This window comes from Daejeonella oryzae DSM 19973 (genome assembly GCF_000422945.1).
In the GTDB taxonomy this organism is placed as follows: Bacteria; Bacteroidota; Bacteroidia; order Sphingobacteriales; family Sphingobacteriaceae; genus Daejeonella; species Daejeonella oryzae.
The window spans coordinates 168,984-188,851 of sequence record NZ_AUHA01000006.1; the positions used below are offsets into that span (position 1 = coordinate 168,984).

The window sequence follows — 19,868 nt, forward strand, 5'->3', positions numbered from 1 at the left end:
TCTCCTTAATTAAAGTCCAACTTTTAAATTCAAACCAAATGTTCTTGTTGAACTTAACTGACCACCTTCTCTTCCAAATTCTTCCAGTTCTGATGGATCAAAACCAAATTCTTTTGCAGGAGCAGCAATTAACCATGCGTTATTAACTATAGCGCTTATTTTTACGTTTTTAAGCGGAACATTTCCAAATACGCTTTTAGGAACATTAAAGCCTAAACTTACTTCACGGAGTTTTAAATATGAAGAGCTTAAAATGTAATTTCTGGTATCACGCTGATTGTTTGTATAGAAATGTCTTCTGGCCGCGATATATGTATCCAGGGGTGCACCTGCTGATGTCACGCCGGTAATGTGAACGCCACCACCCAGAGACGGGAACATACGAACGCTGTTTCCCTTGTCATTTAATCCTACTGTTGCTTCAGTTAAGCCTGTTCCGTCTCCATACATTTTACTCAATGAATAAAATTGACCGCCTTTCTGAAAATCTACTGAAAATGACAGATCTACACCTTTGTACTTAAGGTTGTTAAAAAATCCACCTGTAAAATCAGGCATTACAGATCCGAGGTTGTTATTAATGGTATAATCAACCGTACCGGCCGCACTGGTATAAACTGTATTTCCCTGGGCATCAGTCTTATACATACGACCCACCATTTGTCCCCATGGTTTACCAACCTGGTTTTCTATACGAAAATCGTTTCTTTGGGAATTGTATAAGTACGTATCCAGGCCTTCTGCCAGTTCTTTAACTATTGATTCTGCTTTTGCAAAGTTTAAAGATGTGTTCCAGCTAAAGTTTTTCTTACTTACCGGAGAACCGCTAATGCTTAATTCCCAGCCTTTACGCTGAATATTTCCTGCGTTAATCTGTGCTGTTGTAAATCCTGAAGCCGGAGCAATATCCAGTCCAAGGATCTGATCTGTAATGTTATCTACGTAATAAGCTAAATCAAATCCGATTTTGTTATTGAAAAAACGCATTTCAGTACCAACTTCATAAGACTTTGTTAAAGAAGGTAATACAGCGCCTGTACGAAATTGATTTCCAATTTCTGCTGAAGGATTATTTCCGTAAATAGACCCGTTGTTAATAGCAATATCTACTCTGTACGGATCCAGATCAGATCCAACCTGTGCGAATGCAGCTCTGAATTTACCAAATGATAAAATATCTTTAATGGCAGAATTGCTAATCAATTCGCTGAAAACTAAACTGGTAGAAAGTGAAGGATACAGGTATGAATTATTTTCAACAGGCAAGGCAGATGACCAGTCATTACGTAAAGTAGCATCTACATAGAAAAAGGTTTTGTATCCAAATGATGCTTTACCATAAATACTTCTTACTTCTTTGTTTGAAAATGTGCTGTTAGTAATTGGTCTTGTTACAGATCCTGCTATATCAAAGTAGTTTGGAAATGTAAGTCCTCCAGTAGTTTGATTTCTTAATTGATCAGCTTTATTGGTACGAATATTACCTCCTACAAATCCATCTATAGTAATGTCTCCAAAACCTTTTTTGAAATTCAAATTGGCTTCATAATTCATCTCATTATTTAACAGCTGGTAAGTTGAATAACCCGGCTCCTGTAAACCTCCCGAAGCTACTTTGAAATTCCCTTTTCCATTGTTATAATCCATCCGTACGAATGAGGACACATTGAAAATATCGTTGATTTTGAATTTAAAACCCATATTTCCTACAATTCTGTTGCGGATATCTGTGCCGTAATTTTCCTGAACAACAAAATAAGGGCTATCCCAATATTGTGGTTGTAAATATAAGTCCGGATCACCTGTTGAATTTGGATCACCAATATTCCATGAGTTTAAAGATCCGTCATCATTGCGGTAATTCTTTAAACGATTAACATCTAACTGGCGCTGAAACCACTGATTGAAGTTCATGGCTACGTTTAATCCGTTCAAAAGATATCCTTCCTGCGGCTGACCTTTTGTATTACGGGTCGTGTAAGCAATATCCGTCATTACAGTCAGCTTTTTGCTGATATCAAAAGAAGTATTTAAGCCAATCTGATGCTGGTTGCGTTTTGCGCCCGGCTGCGTTAGTGATCGGCTTAAGTTATTGTAAGATAAGCGGTAAACCATTGCATCTGTTCCGCCTGAAAAAGCGATACTATTGTTCAATGTTCTGCCTGTATCAAAAAAATCTTTTACATTATTAGGCTGTGCGGTTAAAGGTGATAACTGACCAAATTCAGATCCCGGATACCAGGAATAATACGGACGGTAATCCTGACCATTAATCAGCGGACCCCAGCTTTCGTCGGCTCCGTATTCAATAATACGCTGGTTGTCAAATGATGCCCAGCTTGCCGGATGAACCGCAGGTTTGTACTTGAATAAGTAAAAACCTTCATTGTCAAAAGTAGTTCCCGGAGATACTGAGTTTGAAGAATATCCGCCTGCATAAGAGTTCTGATATTTAGGCATAATGTATAAGTTCTCCATAGAGGTGCTTAGATTTACATCAATAGATGGAGTTCCGCTACGGGAGCCTTTTTTAGATGTAATGATGACCACACCTGCCCCGGCTCTGTTTCCATAAAGAGCTGTTGCAGCAGCACCTTTTAAAACCGAAATAGATTCCACATTGTCCATGATCACATTTTCCTGAGCAGTAACTGTACCGTCAACAACATATAATGGATTTGCGTTAGATAAGTCTAATCCGCTGATTCCTCTGATAATGATATTGGCATTATCAAAAGAGGAACTTGGAGATCCCTGTAACTGAACACCGGCTATTTTACCTGCTAAAGAAGAACTCACATCCACGGATTTTGCAACAGTAAGGTTTTCACCTTTAACTTCCTGCACTGAATAACCCAATGATTTCTTTTCACGACTTTCACCCAAAGCTGTAACAATAACCTCAGATAGTTGAGCGGCATCACTTTCTAAAGCAATATTTAAAACGTTTGATGAAGGAATGGATACTTCAGTAGCTTTAAATCCTAAAAAAGAAAAAACTAAAGTTGAGGCATTTGCCGGAACCTTTACATTAAATTTTCCATCTGAGTTTGTAGATGTGGCCAGCTGAGTGCCTTTAATTTTTATAGTTACACCGGGAAGCGGTAAACCATCCTCCCTTGCAGTAACTGTTCCGGTAACGATACGTTCCTGTGCCAATGCCTGAAAGGCAATAAATAGCAGCAAAAACGAACTTTGTAGAAGTTTTTTCATACTGATTCGTTGATTTAGTGAAAGATTAGTGTTTCTTTAAAAATGAGCAACAATTTTGTTACTTCAAAATATAAAATTCTCTTCCAAGTAAATTAATCGTTAATCAGTTGATTATCAACTGATTTAAATTTTACATAAATTTTACAATTACTTTATGGTTTATGAATCTAGAAATCTTTTGAGATTAGGGATATATTGAAATAAATCATTCTTATAAACCAAAAATCAGTTACTTATCCTGTTTTCTTTTAAACCAGAAGTACATTGGAATTCCGGTGAGCATTAGAACTACACCAATTGCTGCTTCACGGGGCCGGGTGTAAAAAGTATTCAGGAACAGAGCCACACAAAACAATATAAAAATTGCCGGAACTATAGGATAGCCCCAAACTTTATAAGGTCTGTCGGCATCAGGCATTTTATATCTCAAAATGAAAACTCCTGCCGCCGTAGCTCCATAATAGACAAAGACTGCAAAAATAACCATATCGGTAAGCTGGTCAAAACTTCCTGAAAGTACCAGTACGCATGCCCAAACACATTGATATGTAAGTGAATTAACCGGCGTTTGCTTGTCATTCAATCGGGCAACGGGAGCAAAAAACATTCCTTCTCTGGCCATAGCATAATATGGACGGGCACCGGTTAAAATAGAAGCGTTGGTACAGCCCAGTGTGGTAATCAAAATAAGAACAGAAATAAAAAGGGCTCCCTGGTTTCCCCAGAAACTTCTTACAGCTTCTACAGCTGCAATTTGGTTTCCCGATTGGTAAATTTCATTTAATGCCGGGATTGATAAGAGTGAGAGATAGGTTGCGTTAACCAAAAGATAGATACCTATCACAATAAATACACCAATCACAACTCCTTTGGGTAATGTTCGTTTTGCATCCTTTATTTCACCTCCAATAAATCCGATGCTATACCAACCCTGATAAGCCCAAAACGCTGCAAGCATTGCCGTAAACAAAGCACTCACAGTTACGGGTGAATTACTCAGCGGATTGAATTGTATGCTTTGTGAAATTTCGGCCGACTTACTGCTCATGCCGAAAAAAATAATCAATGCGATACCGGTAAAAACCATAAGTAAAATAGCATTGCTCAGTCCCGCACCGGTTTTTATTCCTCTTGTATTTACCCAGCTTAAAATAATAATCAGGAGAATGGCTGCAAGTTTTACTGAAAATCCGGCAAAGGGATAAAAAATCCCACCAATACTCATTTCTGCCAGTTCTGGAAAAAGCTGAGGTAAATTAACAATGCTGTCCAAGGATTGCGCAAATACATAGGCAATTGATGAAATAGCTGCTGTTTGAATGACTGTAAATAAAGACCAGCCAAACATAAACGCGAAAAACTTATTGTAGATTTTTTTGTAATAGGCATATTCGCCCCCTGTGTCGGCCAGAAGTCCTGCAATTTCTGCATTGCATAATGCACCCATTAAGGTTATTAAGCCAGCCACCGCCCAGGCAATTAATACCCATGCGGATGAATCCAACTCGGCGGCCATGGGTGCCACCTTTTTATAAACTCCGGAACCTATGATGTTGGCTATGACCACTACAATTACGTAGCGTAAACCTAATGATTGCTTGAGTTTGGAAACTGAATTCATAATCCTGAAATTTTTAACCTAAGCTAAAAAAAATGACAGGATACGAGGCTATATTTAAATGTCAGCACATTTTTAATACACTGTATTATACAAGGTTCCTTCCGGCATTAACAATACCATAAACGGTCCGGATAATAAGCTTATCATAAATATCTGACAGGCCATTTTCCCTGTCTTCCTCATTTAGGTTTTTAAGTTGTTGTAATGCATAATGCTGAATAATTACCAGCGGCATGACAATTTTCTCACGCAATGCGATTGATTTACGTTCTACCGGATATTGCTCCATCAATACTGTAGTATCTGAAACTTCCAGAAGTAATCTGCGGGTAAGTTCAAATTCTTCTTTAATCATTTTCCAGAATTTGCCGAATTTTTGATCCTCCTGCAGATATGCTGTGATACGAAAATCAGATTTAGACATAGACATCATGCAGTTATCTATCATTGTTTTAAACTGTCCGGAATCATTATAAAATTTCTTTATATCCTCAAAGGAGCCTTCATCTTTAGCTTTTTTTAATGCCGTACCTACTCCATAATATCCGGGAATATTTTGTTTTAGCTGACTCCATGCAGTTACAAAGCTGATGGCTCGCAAATCTTCAAGCCTTAACTCTGAATCTGCATTACGTTTTACCGGCCTGCTGCTGATATTAATCTGCGACAATAGTTTGAGGGGACTGAATTCTTCAAGATATTTTAAAAACAGGGGATGTTCCCTCAAAGCCAAAAAAGTTGCATAGCTGCTTCTCGCAAGGTTATCTATTAATTTTGTCTGGTCAGTGGTGAGCGTATCTTTATTATTCTGATCCAGAGAAGAAATTATTCCCGCATTAATCAACTGCTCCATATTATAATGTGCACTATCTACAGAGCCATACTGGCTGCTGATTGTTTGACCTTGAATAGTTAGCTGGATATGATCATTGGCCACATCTTTACCCATGGAAGCATAAAAGCGGTGCGTTTTTCCACCTCCTCTGGCAGGCGGGCCGCCTCTTCCATCGAAAAATGCCAGATCTATACCGTTTTTTCGGGCAACGGCAGTTAATGAAACTTTTGCTTTTAAAATCGACCAATTGGCCATTAAATACCCACCGTCTTTGGAACTGTCTGAGAAGCCGAGCATGATGGTTTGCTTATTCTTCCGGCGTTTCAAATGCTCCTTATAAAATGGATGAGTATACAGCCTTTCCATTATTTTATCTGCCTGCGATAAATCATCAATTGTTTCGAAAAGAGGTACAAAATCTATAAAAAGATGATCTTTCTTCCATCCGCTCCAGAGAAATAATTCCATTAATTGTAAAATATCCGAAGCTTGCTGACAATTGCTGATGATAAAACGGTGGCAGGATTTTTCTCCGCCGGCATTTTGGATCTGCCTGATCAGACGGATTGTGTCCAGGGCATCTTTAATCAGGAAGTCTTCGGTATCTGAGCAGTGTATGTCAGCTTCGTCAAAACGGAGTTGTTGAATTTTTTCCAGCTCTGATAAATCATTAATTATTTCTATTCCTTTTTCATGTAAGCAGCACTGATGCACATTCCGAAGGATCCGGCTGTCCTGCCGGATATCCAGGGAGGCAAAATAGCATCCAAATAATTTTACTTTTCCCAGCAGATCTTCAACTTTATCAACAAATAGTCCGTCATGAAATTCATTCAAAACCTGTATAATAATTTCCAAATTGTTTATGATCTCAGATTGCTGATCGCGGGGATCTGATACCACATTGAAACTATTTTCATAAAACAAATCTTGCAAAGCTGCCATATGATCTTCCAGCCCTCTAAAAGTCAGACGCCTTTTTAACATTCGGAAATCGCGATAATAACAACGGAAGAGTACTTTTCTGAGTAACTCTGATACAGTCTTTGTGCTTTCAACCGTCACATTTGGATTTCCATCCCGATCTCCTCCTGGCCAGAAACCAAGTTCAATGAGCGGTTTTGAATTGGATACAGGAAATTCAAACTCGTTGTTAATTTGTGACTGGATGCTGGCCGTGGCATGGTAAAACACATTTTCAAGGAACCAGGCCAGACTTACAGCCTCATCCACCGGACTCGGTTTGTTTTTATTGAAAAACGGGGTTTTACCCAATTGCTTTAACAGCAGATGGATTGCATTTATATCATTTTGCTTTAACTCTTCAATCAGGTCGGTAATAATTGCCAGCACCGGTCCAGGATAGAATTGTGTAGGATGAGCTGTTAAAACTAATCGTAATGATAAATCCTTAAATTTTTTTTTGATTTTTTTAGAGATTATTGGATTACCGGCAGCCTGCTGAAATAAAGATTGTAATGATCCGGTATCTTCTCCACGACCAGTTTTATTGAATGAAGCATCCTCTACAGCATCAAACAGGACGACCTGTCTTTCTATATACTGGATAAAACGAAACAATAAATCAAAACGGTCGGCAGTCTGAACATACTGCTCATACTGTCCAAAGAAGCTTTCAATAATATCTGAAGGCGCTAACTGGTTTTTTACACCTTCTTCGCAATGCGAAGTGAAAAAGGGCAGCAGGCTTCCGGTGTGCTTGATCTGGTAAAATGGAAGTGTAAGGAACAGACTATTGTAAAGTTCGAACCGGGTTACAACCTCGTTGGTGAATGTGGTTTCTTTCTGACTTAGTTTCATTGGAGGTAAATCTTGCAGGTCTAAAAAAAATACCCGTTAGCTAACAAAATTAAGATGTTTATAATAAGCGACAAGTTTTATAATAAATATGTTAAAGAAATGGTGTTTTATTTTAAAGATTGTAATTGGTTAAAAACCTGTTTGAAGACAGATTAACACTTGTAGCACTTTTTAATTCATCTTCTTTACATTTTTTATAACCTTTTTTATACGATTATGTTATTGCAAAATGGAAAATGAAATATTTTTAGTGGCGAAGGATCCCGAGAATGAATGCCGTGATTTAATCTTCCACCGGGACGGTACTTTACGAATTAAGGTTGTTTGTTTAAACGAAAATCAATATGTTCTTAAACCGGATGAAATTCAGTTTTATGCCCTTAATAATGGAGAGGAATTGCTGTTTGAGACTATAAATTATAATTATGAAGAGCCGGGTTTAATTATCGAAGCTATCAGATGGTACGCCAAATATATTGGTAATCCTGAAATGGAAATAGAATCCGAGTTACATTAAATATGAAAATACTTGTGCCTTCGTCTATAATTCCGCAATATTGCGCCTTAATTGTTTTTAAGCATTATGAATTATTGGCTGGTAAAAAGTGAACCTCATAAATACAGTTGGGATAAGTTTAATGAAGATGGCCGTACCTTTTGGGATGGTGTACGAAATTATCAGGCCAGGAATAATCTTAAATTGATGAAAGAAGGCGATTTACTTCTATTTTATCATAGTAATGAAGGAAAAGAAGTTGTGGGAATTGCTAAAGTAGTTAAAGAGTTTTACCAGGATCCGACTACTGAAGATAAAAATTGGGTGGTAGTAGATCTTATTCCCGTTCAAAAATTGAAAAAACCGGTAACATTAGAACAGGTTAAAGCTGACGAATTTTTAAAAGATATTGGTCTTGTTCGGCAGGGCCGCTTATCTGTTATGTCACTAAAGCCAGAAGAGTTTGACAGGATTATTGAGCTTGGCAGCTAATCGATTTAGATAATTAAGTTGTGAGTTTAAATCGCCTTTTATCTGCAGTCGTTCAGTAGCTTTTTAAAAGTTAAAAGTTGAAATCTTTAAATTCTCAAAAGAAGTAGCCCTTTTGGGCCTTTAAAACTGGCTTCACGTAAAAACCAGCTTTAAAACCTTCTTTGCAATAAAATTCCCGTTAATACGCTGTATTAAAGCATTGCCAAAATTTCAGGATAAAATTCTATTTGTATTACATTGAAAATCCTGCAACTGGATATTCCTGCTAATTAATTATTTAAAGAATAAAGCCTTTAATTCTGTTGCGTCATCCGGATGCATTTTACCGCCTAAAATTAACCGCAACTGCCTGCGGCGAAGAGCTCCGTCAAATAGCACTTGTTCTTCGTCTGTTTCCGGGGATAACTCAGGCACCGGAATGGTGCGACCGCTCTGATCTACCGCCACGAAAGTATAATACGCATCATTAGATTTCACACGAGCTCCGGAAGGAATATTCTCTGCCCAAACGTCCAGCCTTACTTCTAAAGAAGTGTTAAATGCCCTGCTAACCTGCGCTTCTATGGTTACTACGTCTCCAAGTTTAATTGGATGATGAAATGAAACATTATCTACAGAAGCTGTTACTACAATCCGGTTGCAATGTTTTTGAGCAGAAATGCCTGCTGCAATATCCATCCAGTGTAAAAGCCGACCACCCATCAAATTATTCAGAGTATTGGTATCATTGGGGAGAACTAGCTCATTCATAATTGTAAATGAGTCTTTTGGTTTTTTCTTAATTAATGCCATAACGCCGCAAAGGTAAGTTTTGAAAGATGAAACGCGGAATAAAAGAGCAAAGATTAATATGAGCTATCTATCGGCGAACGGAGTTGAGCTGTGTAAATCCAAGCAGTTCTTCCCATCTCGAACCCGGTTTACGGTAATAGAAAAATATTTGATAATTGTTTTCAGTTTCAAAGTGAGAACCGTTAAATACCTGATCATCTCTGGTTTCTGAATTTTCTTCGGCCCATACATACTGATAATCATATACGCCTTGCTTCAAATACTGTTTTCCATAAAACCGTTTTCGGGTATCGTCATACACTAATTTATTGTCTTCAGTTAAGCGATAATTGTTGAACGCCCCCACAACGTAAGCATTTCCCGTATTGGAAGGCCTTTTAGCAGCCAGAGAAAAATGAATCCATGCATAATCGGCATCGGTGCGGCTATCCCTGCCTTCCTGATTTCGAATAAAAAACGCACCGTTCTCATCAAAGAAAAAACTATAGCTGGTCCGGTTCATCTCCCCGTCAGCAAGTAAATAAATGGTGTTTAATGTATCCTTATTAATTTTTGAGATCCGATCAGACTGAAATCTTAAGCTGCGGGTATCAAATCTTCTGAACTCATTGCCTCCATAAAAATCAAAACTCCTTACATCATTATAAACCAGCTGATTTGGACGTACAAACGTAGGTCGTGCAGTAGTTTGTGAATTATCAAACCTTCCGTTTTGAAGAACCAGTACTTTAACATCCAGGTATGGATTTGAAATATTAACCTGAGGATGATTTACTGAAAAATTAATTTTCTGCTTTTCATCCCGCTCAGATACCGTTGCCGACCGAGTTAATTCGGCACCGATGCTTACCTGGGAGTTCACAACAAAAAATCTTCGTGTAATGAGCAATTTTCGCGGATCATTATCCTCATAAACCTTCAGTAAATAATTACCCGAAATTTTAGGTTTGATACTCAGATTAGGAATATTCATTTCATAATGGGTGTATTTTTGAAGCGTATTAAAAGATAAACGGTAGTCATTGATTCGATCTTCTGAAAAGCTTTCCAGATAATCAATAGGAGAGAGGCGGCTGCTTTTCCATTCCGAATCAAAATGCTCAATAGAATAAGATATATTCCGGCTTCCGGCCCGTAAATCGTCAAAGCCTAAAACCAGATCTTCGCTGCTCCCTAAATTGTAAACAGGAATGGATTGTTCTTTAACCCGGTTGTAAAATTCAACAGTCTTGATTTGAGGAATATAAGTATAATCCTCAAAACGGATAATCTGATCAGGGGTGCTATTGACTTCCTGATTTTTGCGGAGTTTTTTCTGCGCTGAACATGAAATAAAGCTAATCACCAATATAAACGACAAAATATTTTTCATACGCAGGCTTAATAAACAGCTCAATTACAAACAGCTAGATAAAATGAAAGCACAATCTACTGATTGTGCTTTAAAATAATTTTAAAAGATAAATTTAACGGTTTCTCCAAGAGATTATTTCTCTTCCAGTTCCATAATTTCTTCCGCCAGTCGTTCCCATTCGGCTTGAGCTTTCAATAAACGCGGACTTAATTGCTGATACCGGCGATTAGCTTCAGAAAGTTTTTCAGCATCGCTGTAAATTTCTTCTTTAGCCAGTTCGGCTTCTGCAGCTTTTACCTCTTTCTCCTGTTCAGCAATTTCCTCTTCAAGTTTTTGAAGTGTTTGATTTAACTTTTTCAGCTCTTTATTTTTATCCTCGGTAACAACTTTTGGTTTTACCTCAGCCTTTTTCTCTTCTTTTTTAGGAGTTTCTTCTATTTTTTTAGGAACATATACCCGTTTAGAGTTCCAAACTTCATATTCAGCATAGGTTCCCGGATATTCTTTAATCTCCTGATCTTCAATAAACCAGATCTTATTTGCCACATTATCCAGCATATACCTATCGTGAGATACAATAATGCATGTTCCTTCATATTGCTGAATAGATTGGATCAGGATGTTTACTGAAGCAATATCCAGGTGATTTGTAGGCTCATCCAGAACCAGGAAGTTGGCATCGGATGTTAATGCTTTTGCCAGGGCAACACGCGACTTTTCTCCTCCGGATAAAACTTTGATCTTTTTAAATACATCATCTCCGGTAAATAAAAAGCAACCTAAAATTGAGCGGAGTTCAGTTTCTGAATGCTTTGGGGCAAAAGCCTGCAATTCACGGATGATTTCGTTATCCATGTGAAGTGCTTCCAGCTGATGCTGGGCAAAGAATGTTTGTGTAACGTTATGACCGGTCTCACACATTCCCTCAAAATTAGTATCAGCACCGGCAATAATTCTCAATAAAGTAGATTTACCGCGACCATTGGCACCAATTAAAGCAATCTTATCGCCTTTTTCTATTGTGGCAGTTGCATTTTTAAGAATAGGAACGCCAGGGTAAAATTTGGTTAGATCTTCAATACGAATCACATGACGGCCGGATGGCTTGCTGAATTTAAAACTGAAGTTTACTTCCGGATTATCATTGTCAACATCCTCCACTCGCTCCATTTTATCTAAAGCCTTAATCCGCGACTGGGCCATTTTAGCTTTACTCGCTTTTGCCCTGAAACGTTCAATTAATTTCTCTTCCTGTTTTATTTTGGCCTGCTGGTTTTTAAACTGTCCGCTTTGGATTTCGCTTCTTAATCCTTTTTCTTCTACATAAAATGTATAGTTACCGGCATATGGTATTAGTTTTCCTTTACGGGATTCTACAATCTTTTTAACTACCCGATCCAGGAAATATCTATCGTGAGAAACAATGATAATGGCACCTTCAAAAGCCTGCAAATAAGTTTCGAGCCATTTAATAGAAGGTAAATCAAGGTGGTTGGTAGGCTCATCCAGCAAAAGAATGTCCGGATTTTGAAGTAAGATACGGGCAAGCATTACACGCATCCGCCATCCTCCCGAAAATTCTGATAAAGTACGGTGGGTATCCGCTTCGCTGAATCCCAGACCTGCCATAATCTCATGCGCCCGGTATTCAATACTATAGCCATCTAAAGCTTCAAATTCATGCTGCTTGTCACTAAGCTTGTTAATTAGTTCGTCAGAATATTCTGTTTCTAATTTTTTAAGGATGGCTTCAATTTCGGTATGCAGCTGATTCTGGCGCTCGAAAGCTTCCATGGCCACATGCAAAATACTTTTATCAGACTGGTACGAAAGCAAATCCTGGTTCAGGTAACCCATTTTAAGGTCCTTAGCCATAGAAATTGTTCCGCGGGTTGGAGCATAATCTCCAACAATAATTTTTAAAAGTGTGGTTTTACCGGTTCCGTTAGCGCCTATAAGGCCAATTTTTTCTCCGGGTTTTATGTGCCAGTTCGCTTCGTCGTATAATGCCCTTGCACCAATCTCGAACGTGAGGTTATTTATCGCAATCATTTGGCCGCAAAAGTACGGATTTTGAATTACGTTTTCTGATTTAAGATTTTCGAATTTTTGCCGCGTTTTTTATAAAGCAGAATCGTATTTAGAATTTTTAATTTTCTAATCTATCAGTTTTATTATCCGCATATGATCAAGCATAGCCTGATTCACTTCCAGATTCATGTTTTCATTTGCGGGTTCAAAATTAAGCCGCAGTGTATGTTTGCCTTTTTTCAGGCGGACTTTAACAGAATTGCTGTATCCCCAATTACTCCATTCCTCATTTCCCCGTTGAGGAAATACAATTGTTCCAAGAAATCTGTCTTTATCTATTAATGTCCTGATGGCACATTTATTATTGGTGTTAATTGGTCCGTTGCCATTGGCATACTGGAAATCGATGGCATATAAGCCCGTCTGGCTGATGGTTATCGGGAAATTTATCGCGGTATTTTTACTCTTACTGATCTCAGTAAAACCTAATCCCGAGAATCCTTTGTAAGGTTTATCAGCTTTTGCTGAAAAACCTTCGGCTTCGTAAATACTGATGAGATTTTTATTGGCTACCAATATAGGTTCGCTTGCAAACGACTGAACACCGTTTTTATCTACCGCGATTATCTGATATTCGGAATGCTCCTTTTCAGAAACTTTAAAAGATGTTTTAGTGGTACTGTCTGTAAATATTCCGTTTTTTAATACCAGATATCTATCAGCGTTTTCAACAGCGTTCCACCAGAATGTTCCGGCAGAATAATTTGATTGAGGAGCAGCAGGGGAAACATAATTTGCTACTTTATTTATTTCTCCTTCCGGAAGTAAATTATTTTCTAAAACTATTTTTATAGAATGCCTCCCTTTCAGGTTTGTGCTGATGAATGCCCGTTCCTGATTTTTTCCGTCCAGTGAAAATGATTTTATTTTGTTTCCTGATCCTTCCATCTCAATATCCAGCACTGCATTACGGTATTTAAAATTTGTTAAACTGCGTTCGCCTTTTAAAAGGTCGGGTACAAAAGGTTTAAATTCCAAACCATCCGGATTAAAATGAATTCCGAAAATGAGTTTATGAATCAGGCCTAAACTTCCCGAAAGGCTCCAAAGCATATTGCTTGAGTTAATCTGCGTGCCTGCAAAATCTCCGTTATCAGCAACAAAATTTTCTTTATTGGTTAAAAATAAGGCTGCAGGACGGTAAACAGCGCTAATTGATTCCATTACACTTTTTTGGTTATTGGCTTTAGCCGACGCCAAAGCCCAATATGATTGCACAAAGGGCCATACTCCGTTATTATGGTAGGGAGGAATATTGGGTATCTGCGGAAAAATGCAGGAAATACCAAAAGCAGTTACTGGAGTTTTTTCAATGATTAAATTCTGTTTAAGCGAATCGGCGATATCAAATAATAAAGTAAGAGCTTCTCCCAATGCTTCTGAACGTGGAGATATGATGGCTGCATGACGGCCATAAAGGAACTGGGCATAATAACCTTTATCACTCATCCATAATTTCTGGTTAATACCCAATTGAATCCGTTCTGCTATTTTGCGATGTTTAATAGATACTTCCTGCTGTTTTAGTATGAAAGCCATTTCTGAAAGTACTTTATTGGCCTGAAAATGCACTGCATTAGTTCCCAGGTTTTCACTTTGAAAAATGTCAGCTGGTTGCATCCATTTGGGATATGTTTGTTCACGCCAGTCTAGAAATGAGGATTCTCCCCGCACCATTCCTGTTTCTGGATTGTATGCATTTAACAGATCATCTTCAATTGAATTTCTGATGATTCTGTATGCGTTTTGAAGCCAGTTCTGATCACCTGTAACTTTGTAGATTTCCCATGCTGCTACTGCCCAGATCATGCGGTCTGTAGAAACAGGATATGCTCCGCCGGTACCTGTATCCTGTATAATCCGCAGATTGCTGTTAACTTTTCGCATGAGGCTTTTCATGGCCACTTTGGGTTGTAAATGCGCCATCGACAGAATAATGCTGTAACTAATATCCCGTGTCCACACTCCAGCCCATTCTTTACCGGTACGGAAGGTGCTATCCGGTTCAATGGCTTTCACCATTTCTTCGAGACTCATATTATAAATGGCGTCAGCCAGTAAAAAGTCTGATTTATATTGAGGAAAGGCAGAAGTATTTAAATGTTTTTTCCATGAATTGCCGGTATGTTTCTGATCTTTCTGCGCATTAAAAGTTAAGGTGATTTCATAAATTCCATCCGCATTGTTATCATTTAATTCCAGCTCATGATGCTGACCCAGATTGTCGAAATCCCAGGTAAGAGGGGCAGTTCCGCCTGCAATAAATACACCTTTAAAATCTTCCTTAAAAATTTTATTTCCGTTTATCGTCGTGTAAAACCCCGTGCTTTTAAAGGAATTATTTACTTCAGACATATCCAGCCTGATTTTTAACTTACTGTCGGGTTTCAGAAAAGCGCTGTTTTCGTTTGATTTTTTAACTTTCAGCTGCTGACCGAATTTAATAACCGGTGTTTGTGTAATGCCCGGTGTGATGATAAATTCATGATCTGTTCCCGAGGCCATTTCATTATCATACCCATTGATGCTGAATTTAAAAGTGATTTTATTGCTTTGAAATTCATTCGCCGGACTTTGATAATTGGAAACAAGTTCAGTTGCAGAAAGTGCTTTTCCAACAAATTTATTTTGTACGATACGGCCTTTAAATACCGAATATTCTGAAGTTTGCCAGATGGGTTTTTCCATTTGCTGTGCTTTGCAAAAATTTACTGAAAATAATCCTGCAAGGATTAAAAGAGATATAGCAAAAGGATATTTCATTTAAAAGGTCTTACAATACGTTAATTTACAATTTTCTGCAACGATTTTGGTGCTGATCAGTTAATGATTTACTATGCGTCCGTCATCCATTTCAATAATACGGTCGGTTCTGGATGCAAAATCATGATCATGAGTAACTATTAAAAGAGATTGACCTGTTTCTTCCGCCAACTGGTGGAATATATCAAAAACGATGTCGGAATTTTTATGATCTAAATTCCCGGTAGGTTCATCTCCCATTATTATTAGGGGATTGTTTATCAGTGCACGGGCGATGGCTACCCGCTGCTTTTCACCACCCGAAATCTGACTTGCCCGTTTGGCAGCCAGATGATCTATTCCAAGGCTTTTTAAACGGTCTATTGCATTTGATTCTACTTCCTGAGCAGAATGCTTTGCCAATTTTAAGCCGGGCATCATCACGTTTTGCAATACACTAAACTCGGGGAGCAGATAATGAAACTGGAATACAAAGCCAATTTTTTCATTTCGTACCCTGGATAATTCCTCATCGGATTTTCCCTGCATAGATACACCATCTAAAATTAGGTCACCCTCATATTCGGTATCCATGGTTGACAGAATATACAAAAGGGTTGATTTGCCACAGCCTGATTTTCCAACAACGGAAACAAATTCACGCTGTTTCATGGAGAAGCTAACCTCCTTTAAAACCTGGTTGGTTACCGGATCATGGAAATACTTATTGATTTTATTGGTTTCGAGTATCAGCTTTTCCATTTATTTCCCTCTTATTATTTCTACCGGATCAACCTGGCTTGCTTTTTTAGCGGGGAAAAACCCTGCTACATAGGTAGTAATGAGGGCAAATACAATCCCAATTAAATAATAAAAGACATTAAAATTTATCGGAAATGTTTTAACCGTTGGTAAAGCCGCCGTTTCGAAGGGAATTTGATTGATAATGGAAGAAAAGATGTATCCGAAAATAAGACCGAATGTGCCTCCGCTTATTCCAATAATGAGTGAAATACTGATGAAGATCCATTTAACATCTTTACCGGAAAAACCAGTTGCTTTTAAAATAGCTATAGAATCCATTTTTTCATAAATCATCATATTCAGAATATTGTAAATGCCAAAACCCGCAACAATAAGCAAGGTGATGCTTACTGCATAGGTAATGATATTTCTGATAGAAGTACCTGTTTCAAACTGTGCATTAAAGGTTTGAAGATCAATGGCATCGGTTCCGTAAAGCTTTTTATATTCCGGAGCCATGGCCGGAGCCAGATCCAGATTTTTAAGTTTAATATGTATATCGGTGATGTAGTTATTCGATTCTCCAAGCAATTTCTGGGTAGTTTGAATGGAAGCATAACTTTGCACATTGTCCACATCAGCAATCCCCAGTTGAAAAATTCCTACTACTTTTAAAGAAAGACGTTCACCCCGGGCTGTTGTAACCTGTATCACATCGCCAATATCAACCAGCATTTTTTCGGCGGCGCCTTTGCCCAGTATAATACTGTTATTTACAGTTTGCAAATCACGCAGATTGCCCTTAGTTACGTAATCACCAAAGTAGAATAACTGATCTTCGACCAGCACATCTATTCCGTTAATAATTCCGTTGAGATCTATTGCGCCAACATTAAAAAATACCTGTGCTGTAATTTTGGGCGCAACACCTAAAACACGGTCATCTTCTTTTAAACTGCGCATAATGGCCTGGCTATTATAAATTTCCAGAGGCCGTTCTTTCGGTTTTACCGAACGGATCATATTGATATGATCTGCGTAATCAAGGGATAAATTGACCGGCTGATTTTCTGAAGGCTTTATTTCATTGTAAAGCCTGATATGAGGAGTACGATTCAGGATCAAGCCATCGAGTAATTTATTTAAACCCGTCATAAAACTAACAAGCGTAATAAACATGGTTATCCCGAAGGTAACGCCTACTGCCGCAATTACAGATTGGCGCAGCCTTGCCAAAAGAAGAGTTTTTGAGATATTAAAAATCAAATGCCACTGCATATTTTAGGGCTTATACACATATTGATTGCTGTCTAATCCGCTTTGTATCTCTACATATTTATAATCCATAAGGCCGGTTTTAACCTTCGACTTTATTTTTTTATCCTCGTCTGTAAATACAAACTGATCGTCTATCAGGTATTCCCGCGGTATAACTAAAGCATTTTGTTTGGTTTGAATAATGATGTTAGCCTCCAAAGTTAAATTTGGATATAATTCTGCCGGCTGATCTGTAAATATGGCCTCTACCGTAAACGTGCGTGAACGCTCATTCATAATCGGGTATATTTTACTGATTTCGGCATTGAAAATTTTGCCTTTATAGCTATCCATTGATACCAGCACTTTTTGTTTGATGCGTGTTTTTACAATATCATATTCATCTACCTGAAGCTCCAGAATAAAATTCTCTGATTTACCTAAAACGGCTATTGGACCTTGCGTGGTAATTAATTCTCCCTGTTCTTTTAATATATCATACACCAGGCCATCCGTTTCACTGCGTATAATATAATTACTCTCAATATCCTTACTGATTTTCAAATTATTTTTAGCCTGCTGATATTCCGTATTTAATTGACTTTTAGCCTGCCGGTATCGGCTTAAAGCCGAAATATAATTTGTTCCGGATGATCTGTATGCTAATTGTCGCTGTTCCAAATCTACTTTGGTTCCAACATTCTGGCTCCATAAAGTTTTTTGCCTGAAATACATAATAGAATCATTTTGTAATTTCTCTTTTGCAAGGCTTACGGCTACTTCCAGTTCTCTAAGGCGGTTTGAATTTGATTTTGCGTTTTGTGCCGATAGTTCAAGTGCAAGACGGGCGTTATCAGTATTTAATGAAGTGCTTTGATTTTCAATTAAAAAAAGAGGATCGCCCTTTTTTACCCGGTCTCCTTCTGTTACATAAATTTCTCTGAGAATACCGTTTACGGTTGCAAAAACATTGTATTGTTTCTGGGCTTTTACTATGCCTGATGCATAAACAGATTCAGTAATTGAACTGATTCTGGCTTTACTTCGTGGCTGATTGTTTTTACATCCCATCCACATAAAGGTTAGGGAAATAATGATTATCCAGTTTTTCATCTAAACAAAAGTAACAAATAAGCCTGTTGCAATTAATGAGGCAGATCACATTTATCCGGAGAGTAGCGGAAGAGATAAATGCATAATCCTGTTAAAATTTAATTTAAATATTTTCTAATCTCAAGGCAGGACTTTATCATTAATACGTAAATCCTATCAGCTAATCGTGTTATATTTGCCGAATGTATCAGCTCATAAAACCCATATTATTTCAGTACGATCCGGAAAATATACATCATTTTGTTACCGGCGGGTTACGGGCAGCAAACCGGATCTGGGGCGTAAAATCCCTGTTGAAAAATACTTTTCAGGTACAAGATTCACGCTTAGAAAGGGAAGTTTTGGGACTGAAATTTAAAAACCCTGTTGGCTTGGCGGCAGGTTTTGATAAAAATGCGGATCTGGTTGAAGAGCTTGCCGAATTTGGCTTTGGCTTTATAGAGATTGGAACCGTTACACCTTTACCTCAGCCCGGTAATGAAAAACCAAGAATGTTTCGCCTTCCGGCGGATGAAGCACTTATTAACCGCATGGGTTTTAATAATCAGGGCGTTGATGTGGTTGCTGACCGTTTAAGCCGACTGAACCGAAAGGGATTGATCATCGGTGGAAACATCGGAAAAAACAAGAATACACCTAACGAGGATGCTGTAAGCGATTATATTAAATGTTTCGACCGCTTGTTTGATGTTGTAGATTATTTTGTAGTAAATGTAAGTTCGCCAAATACGCCGGGCCTTCGGGAGCTTCAGGAAAAAGAACCATTGAAAAATATTCTAAACACGCTTCAGCAGAGAAATAAAAAGAATGATGTTTCACGTCCCATCCTGTTAAAAATTGCACCAGATTTAACGAATTCGCAGCTGGATGATATTGTCGAAATAGTGCAGGAAACGAAAATTGCGGGTGTAATTGCTACCAATACCACCATTTCCAGAGAGAATTTAAAATCTTCTGATTCTTTAAAATCACAAACCGGTGGATTGAGCGGAAAGCCTTTAACACAAAGATCCACGGAGGTGATTCGTTATCTGTCAGAAAAATCTAAAAAGTCTTTTGTTATTATAGGAGTGGGAGGAATTCACTCTCCCAAAGATGCCCTCGAAAAACTCGAAGCCGGAGCATCTTTGATTCAATTATATACAGGTTTTATATACGAAGGACCGGGATTAGTCAAGCGGATTAATCAGCATTTGCTGAAAATAAACAGGTAATTGCCAATTGATATTTGTGAATTGATTTTCCCCTTAAAACAAAAAATCCCGGCCATAAATGGTCGGGATTAATATTTTATAAA

At 38.0% G+C, this 19,868-nt stretch carries 13 protein-coding genes; 3 read left to right on the top strand and 10 right to left on the bottom strand.

What is annotated here, in order from left to right:
- Positions 1-9: 9 nt before the first annotated feature.
- From G521_RS0111630 to G521_RS0111640, 3 genes are all read right to left on the bottom strand, one after another.
- Positions 10-3,213 (bottom strand): SusC/RagA family TonB-linked outer membrane protein, encoded by a 3,204-nt coding sequence (locus G521_RS0111630; RefSeq protein ID WP_026898696.1) that lies wholly within the window; start codon positions 3,211-3,213, stop codon positions 10-12.
- Between the two features lie 229 nt (positions 3,214-3,442).
- Positions 3,443-4,834, bottom strand: coding sequence for an APC family permease (locus G521_RS0111635; protein ID WP_026898697.1), 1,392 nt, complete (start codon positions 4,832-4,834; stop codon positions 3,443-3,445).
- A gap of 85 nt (positions 4,835-4,919) precedes the next feature.
- Positions 4,920-7,490 (bottom strand): phosphoenolpyruvate carboxylase, encoded by a 2,571-nt coding sequence (locus tag G521_RS0111640; protein WP_026898698.1) that lies wholly within the window; start codon positions 7,488-7,490, stop codon positions 4,920-4,922.
- 229 nt (positions 7,491-7,719) lie between these two features.
- Here G521_RS0111640 and G521_RS0111645 point away from each other — a divergent pair, with 229 nt between their 5' ends.
- On the top strand, positions 7,720-8,007 hold the full coding sequence (locus tag G521_RS0111645) for a hypothetical protein (RefSeq protein WP_026898699.1): 288 nt from the start codon (positions 7,720-7,722) through the stop codon (positions 8,005-8,007).
- 66 nt (positions 8,008-8,073) lie between these two features.
- The gene (locus tag G521_RS0111650; RefSeq protein WP_026898700.1) at positions 8,074-8,478 is read left to right on the top strand and encodes an EVE domain-containing protein; all 405 of its coding nucleotides are present in this window, start codon (positions 8,074-8,076) and stop codon (positions 8,476-8,478) included.
- A gap of 273 nt (positions 8,479-8,751) precedes the next feature.
- On the opposite strand, the gene G521_RS0111655 is transcribed toward G521_RS0111650, so the two are convergent.
- The 7 genes from G521_RS0111655 to G521_RS0111685 form a co-directional block, all read right to left on the bottom strand.
- The gene (locus tag G521_RS0111655; protein WP_026898701.1) at positions 8,752-9,270 is read right to left on the bottom strand and encodes an acyl-CoA thioesterase; all 519 of its coding nucleotides are present in this window, start codon (positions 9,268-9,270) and stop codon (positions 8,752-8,754) included.
- Between the two features lie 67 nt (positions 9,271-9,337).
- Positions 9,338-10,642, bottom strand: a complete 1,305-nt coding sequence (locus tag G521_RS0111660; RefSeq protein WP_026898702.1) for a type IX secretion system plug protein — start codon at positions 10,640-10,642, stop codon at positions 9,338-9,340.
- Between the two features lie 114 nt (positions 10,643-10,756).
- Positions 10,757-12,676 carry an ABC-F family ATP-binding cassette domain-containing protein gene (locus tag G521_RS0111665; protein ID WP_026898703.1) on the bottom strand — a complete coding sequence of 640 codons (1,920 nt, stop codon included), beginning with the start codon at positions 12,674-12,676 and terminating at the stop codon, positions 10,757-10,759.
- A 105-nt stretch (positions 12,677-12,781) separates the two neighbouring features.
- On the bottom strand, positions 12,782-15,478 hold the full coding sequence (locus G521_RS0111670) for an alpha-L-rhamnosidase-related protein (RefSeq protein WP_036679145.1): 2,697 nt from the start codon (positions 15,476-15,478) through the stop codon (positions 12,782-12,784).
- A gap of 60 nt (positions 15,479-15,538) precedes the next feature.
- A complete protein-coding gene (locus tag G521_RS0111675; protein WP_026898705.1) occupies positions 15,539-16,219 on the bottom strand; it encodes an ABC transporter ATP-binding protein in 681 nt (226 codons plus the stop codon).
- Positions 16,220-17,437 carry an ABC transporter permease gene (locus tag G521_RS0111680; protein WP_245580863.1) on the bottom strand — a complete coding sequence of 406 codons (1,218 nt, stop codon included), beginning with the start codon at positions 17,435-17,437 and terminating at the stop codon, positions 16,220-16,222. It lies immediately after the preceding gene.
- 45 nt (positions 17,438-17,482) lie between these two features.
- Positions 17,483-18,571, bottom strand: coding sequence for an efflux RND transporter periplasmic adaptor subunit (locus tag G521_RS0111685; protein WP_026898707.1), 1,089 nt, complete (start codon positions 18,569-18,571; stop codon positions 17,483-17,485).
- 182 nt (positions 18,572-18,753) lie between these two features.
- Here G521_RS0111685 and G521_RS0111690 point away from each other — a divergent pair, with 182 nt between their 5' ends.
- Complete coding sequence (locus G521_RS0111690) at positions 18,754-19,785, top strand: quinone-dependent dihydroorotate dehydrogenase (RefSeq protein ID WP_026898708.1); 1,032 nt, start codon at positions 18,754-18,756, stop codon at positions 19,783-19,785.
- Positions 19,786-19,868 lie beyond the last annotated feature (83 nt).

Coding starts and splice junctions, on each gene's coding strand:
- G521_RS0111650 (WP_026898700.1), top strand. CDS start 8,074: ATGAATTATTGGCTGGTAAAAAGTGAACCTCATAAATACAGTTGGGAT.
- G521_RS0111655 (WP_026898701.1), bottom strand. CDS start 9,270: ATGGCATTAATTAAGAAAAAACCAAAAGACTCATTTACAATTATGAAT.
- G521_RS0111645 (WP_026898699.1), top strand. CDS start 7,720: ATGGAAAATGAAATATTTTTAGTGGCGAAGGATCCCGAGAATGAATGC.
- G521_RS0111665 (WP_026898703.1), bottom strand. CDS start 12,676: ATGATTGCGATAAATAACCTCACGTTCGAGATTGGTGCAAGGGCATTA.
- G521_RS0111675 (WP_026898705.1), bottom strand. CDS start 16,219: ATGGAAAAGCTGATACTCGAAACCAATAAAATCAATAAGTATTTCCAT.
- G521_RS0111670 (WP_036679145.1), bottom strand. CDS start 15,478: ATGAAATATCCTTTTGCTATATCTCTTTTAATCCTTGCAGGATTATTT.
- G521_RS0111660 (WP_026898702.1), bottom strand. CDS start 10,642: ATGAAAAATATTTTGTCGTTTATATTGGTGATTAGCTTTATTTCATGT.
- G521_RS0111640 (WP_026898698.1), bottom strand. CDS start 7,490: ATGAAACTAAGTCAGAAAGAAACCACATTCACCAACGAGGTTGTAACC.
- G521_RS0111635 (WP_026898697.1), bottom strand. CDS start 4,834: ATGAATTCAGTTTCCAAACTCAAGCAATCATTAGGTTTACGCTACGTA.
- G521_RS0111630 (WP_026898696.1), bottom strand. CDS start 3,213: ATGAAAAAACTTCTACAAAGTTCGTTTTTGCTGCTATTTATTGCCTTT.
- G521_RS0111690 (WP_026898708.1), top strand. CDS start 18,754: ATGTATCAGCTCATAAAACCCATATTATTTCAGTACGATCCGGAAAAT.
- G521_RS0111685 (WP_026898707.1), bottom strand. CDS start 18,571: ATGAAAAACTGGATAATCATTATTTCCCTAACCTTTATGTGGATGGGA.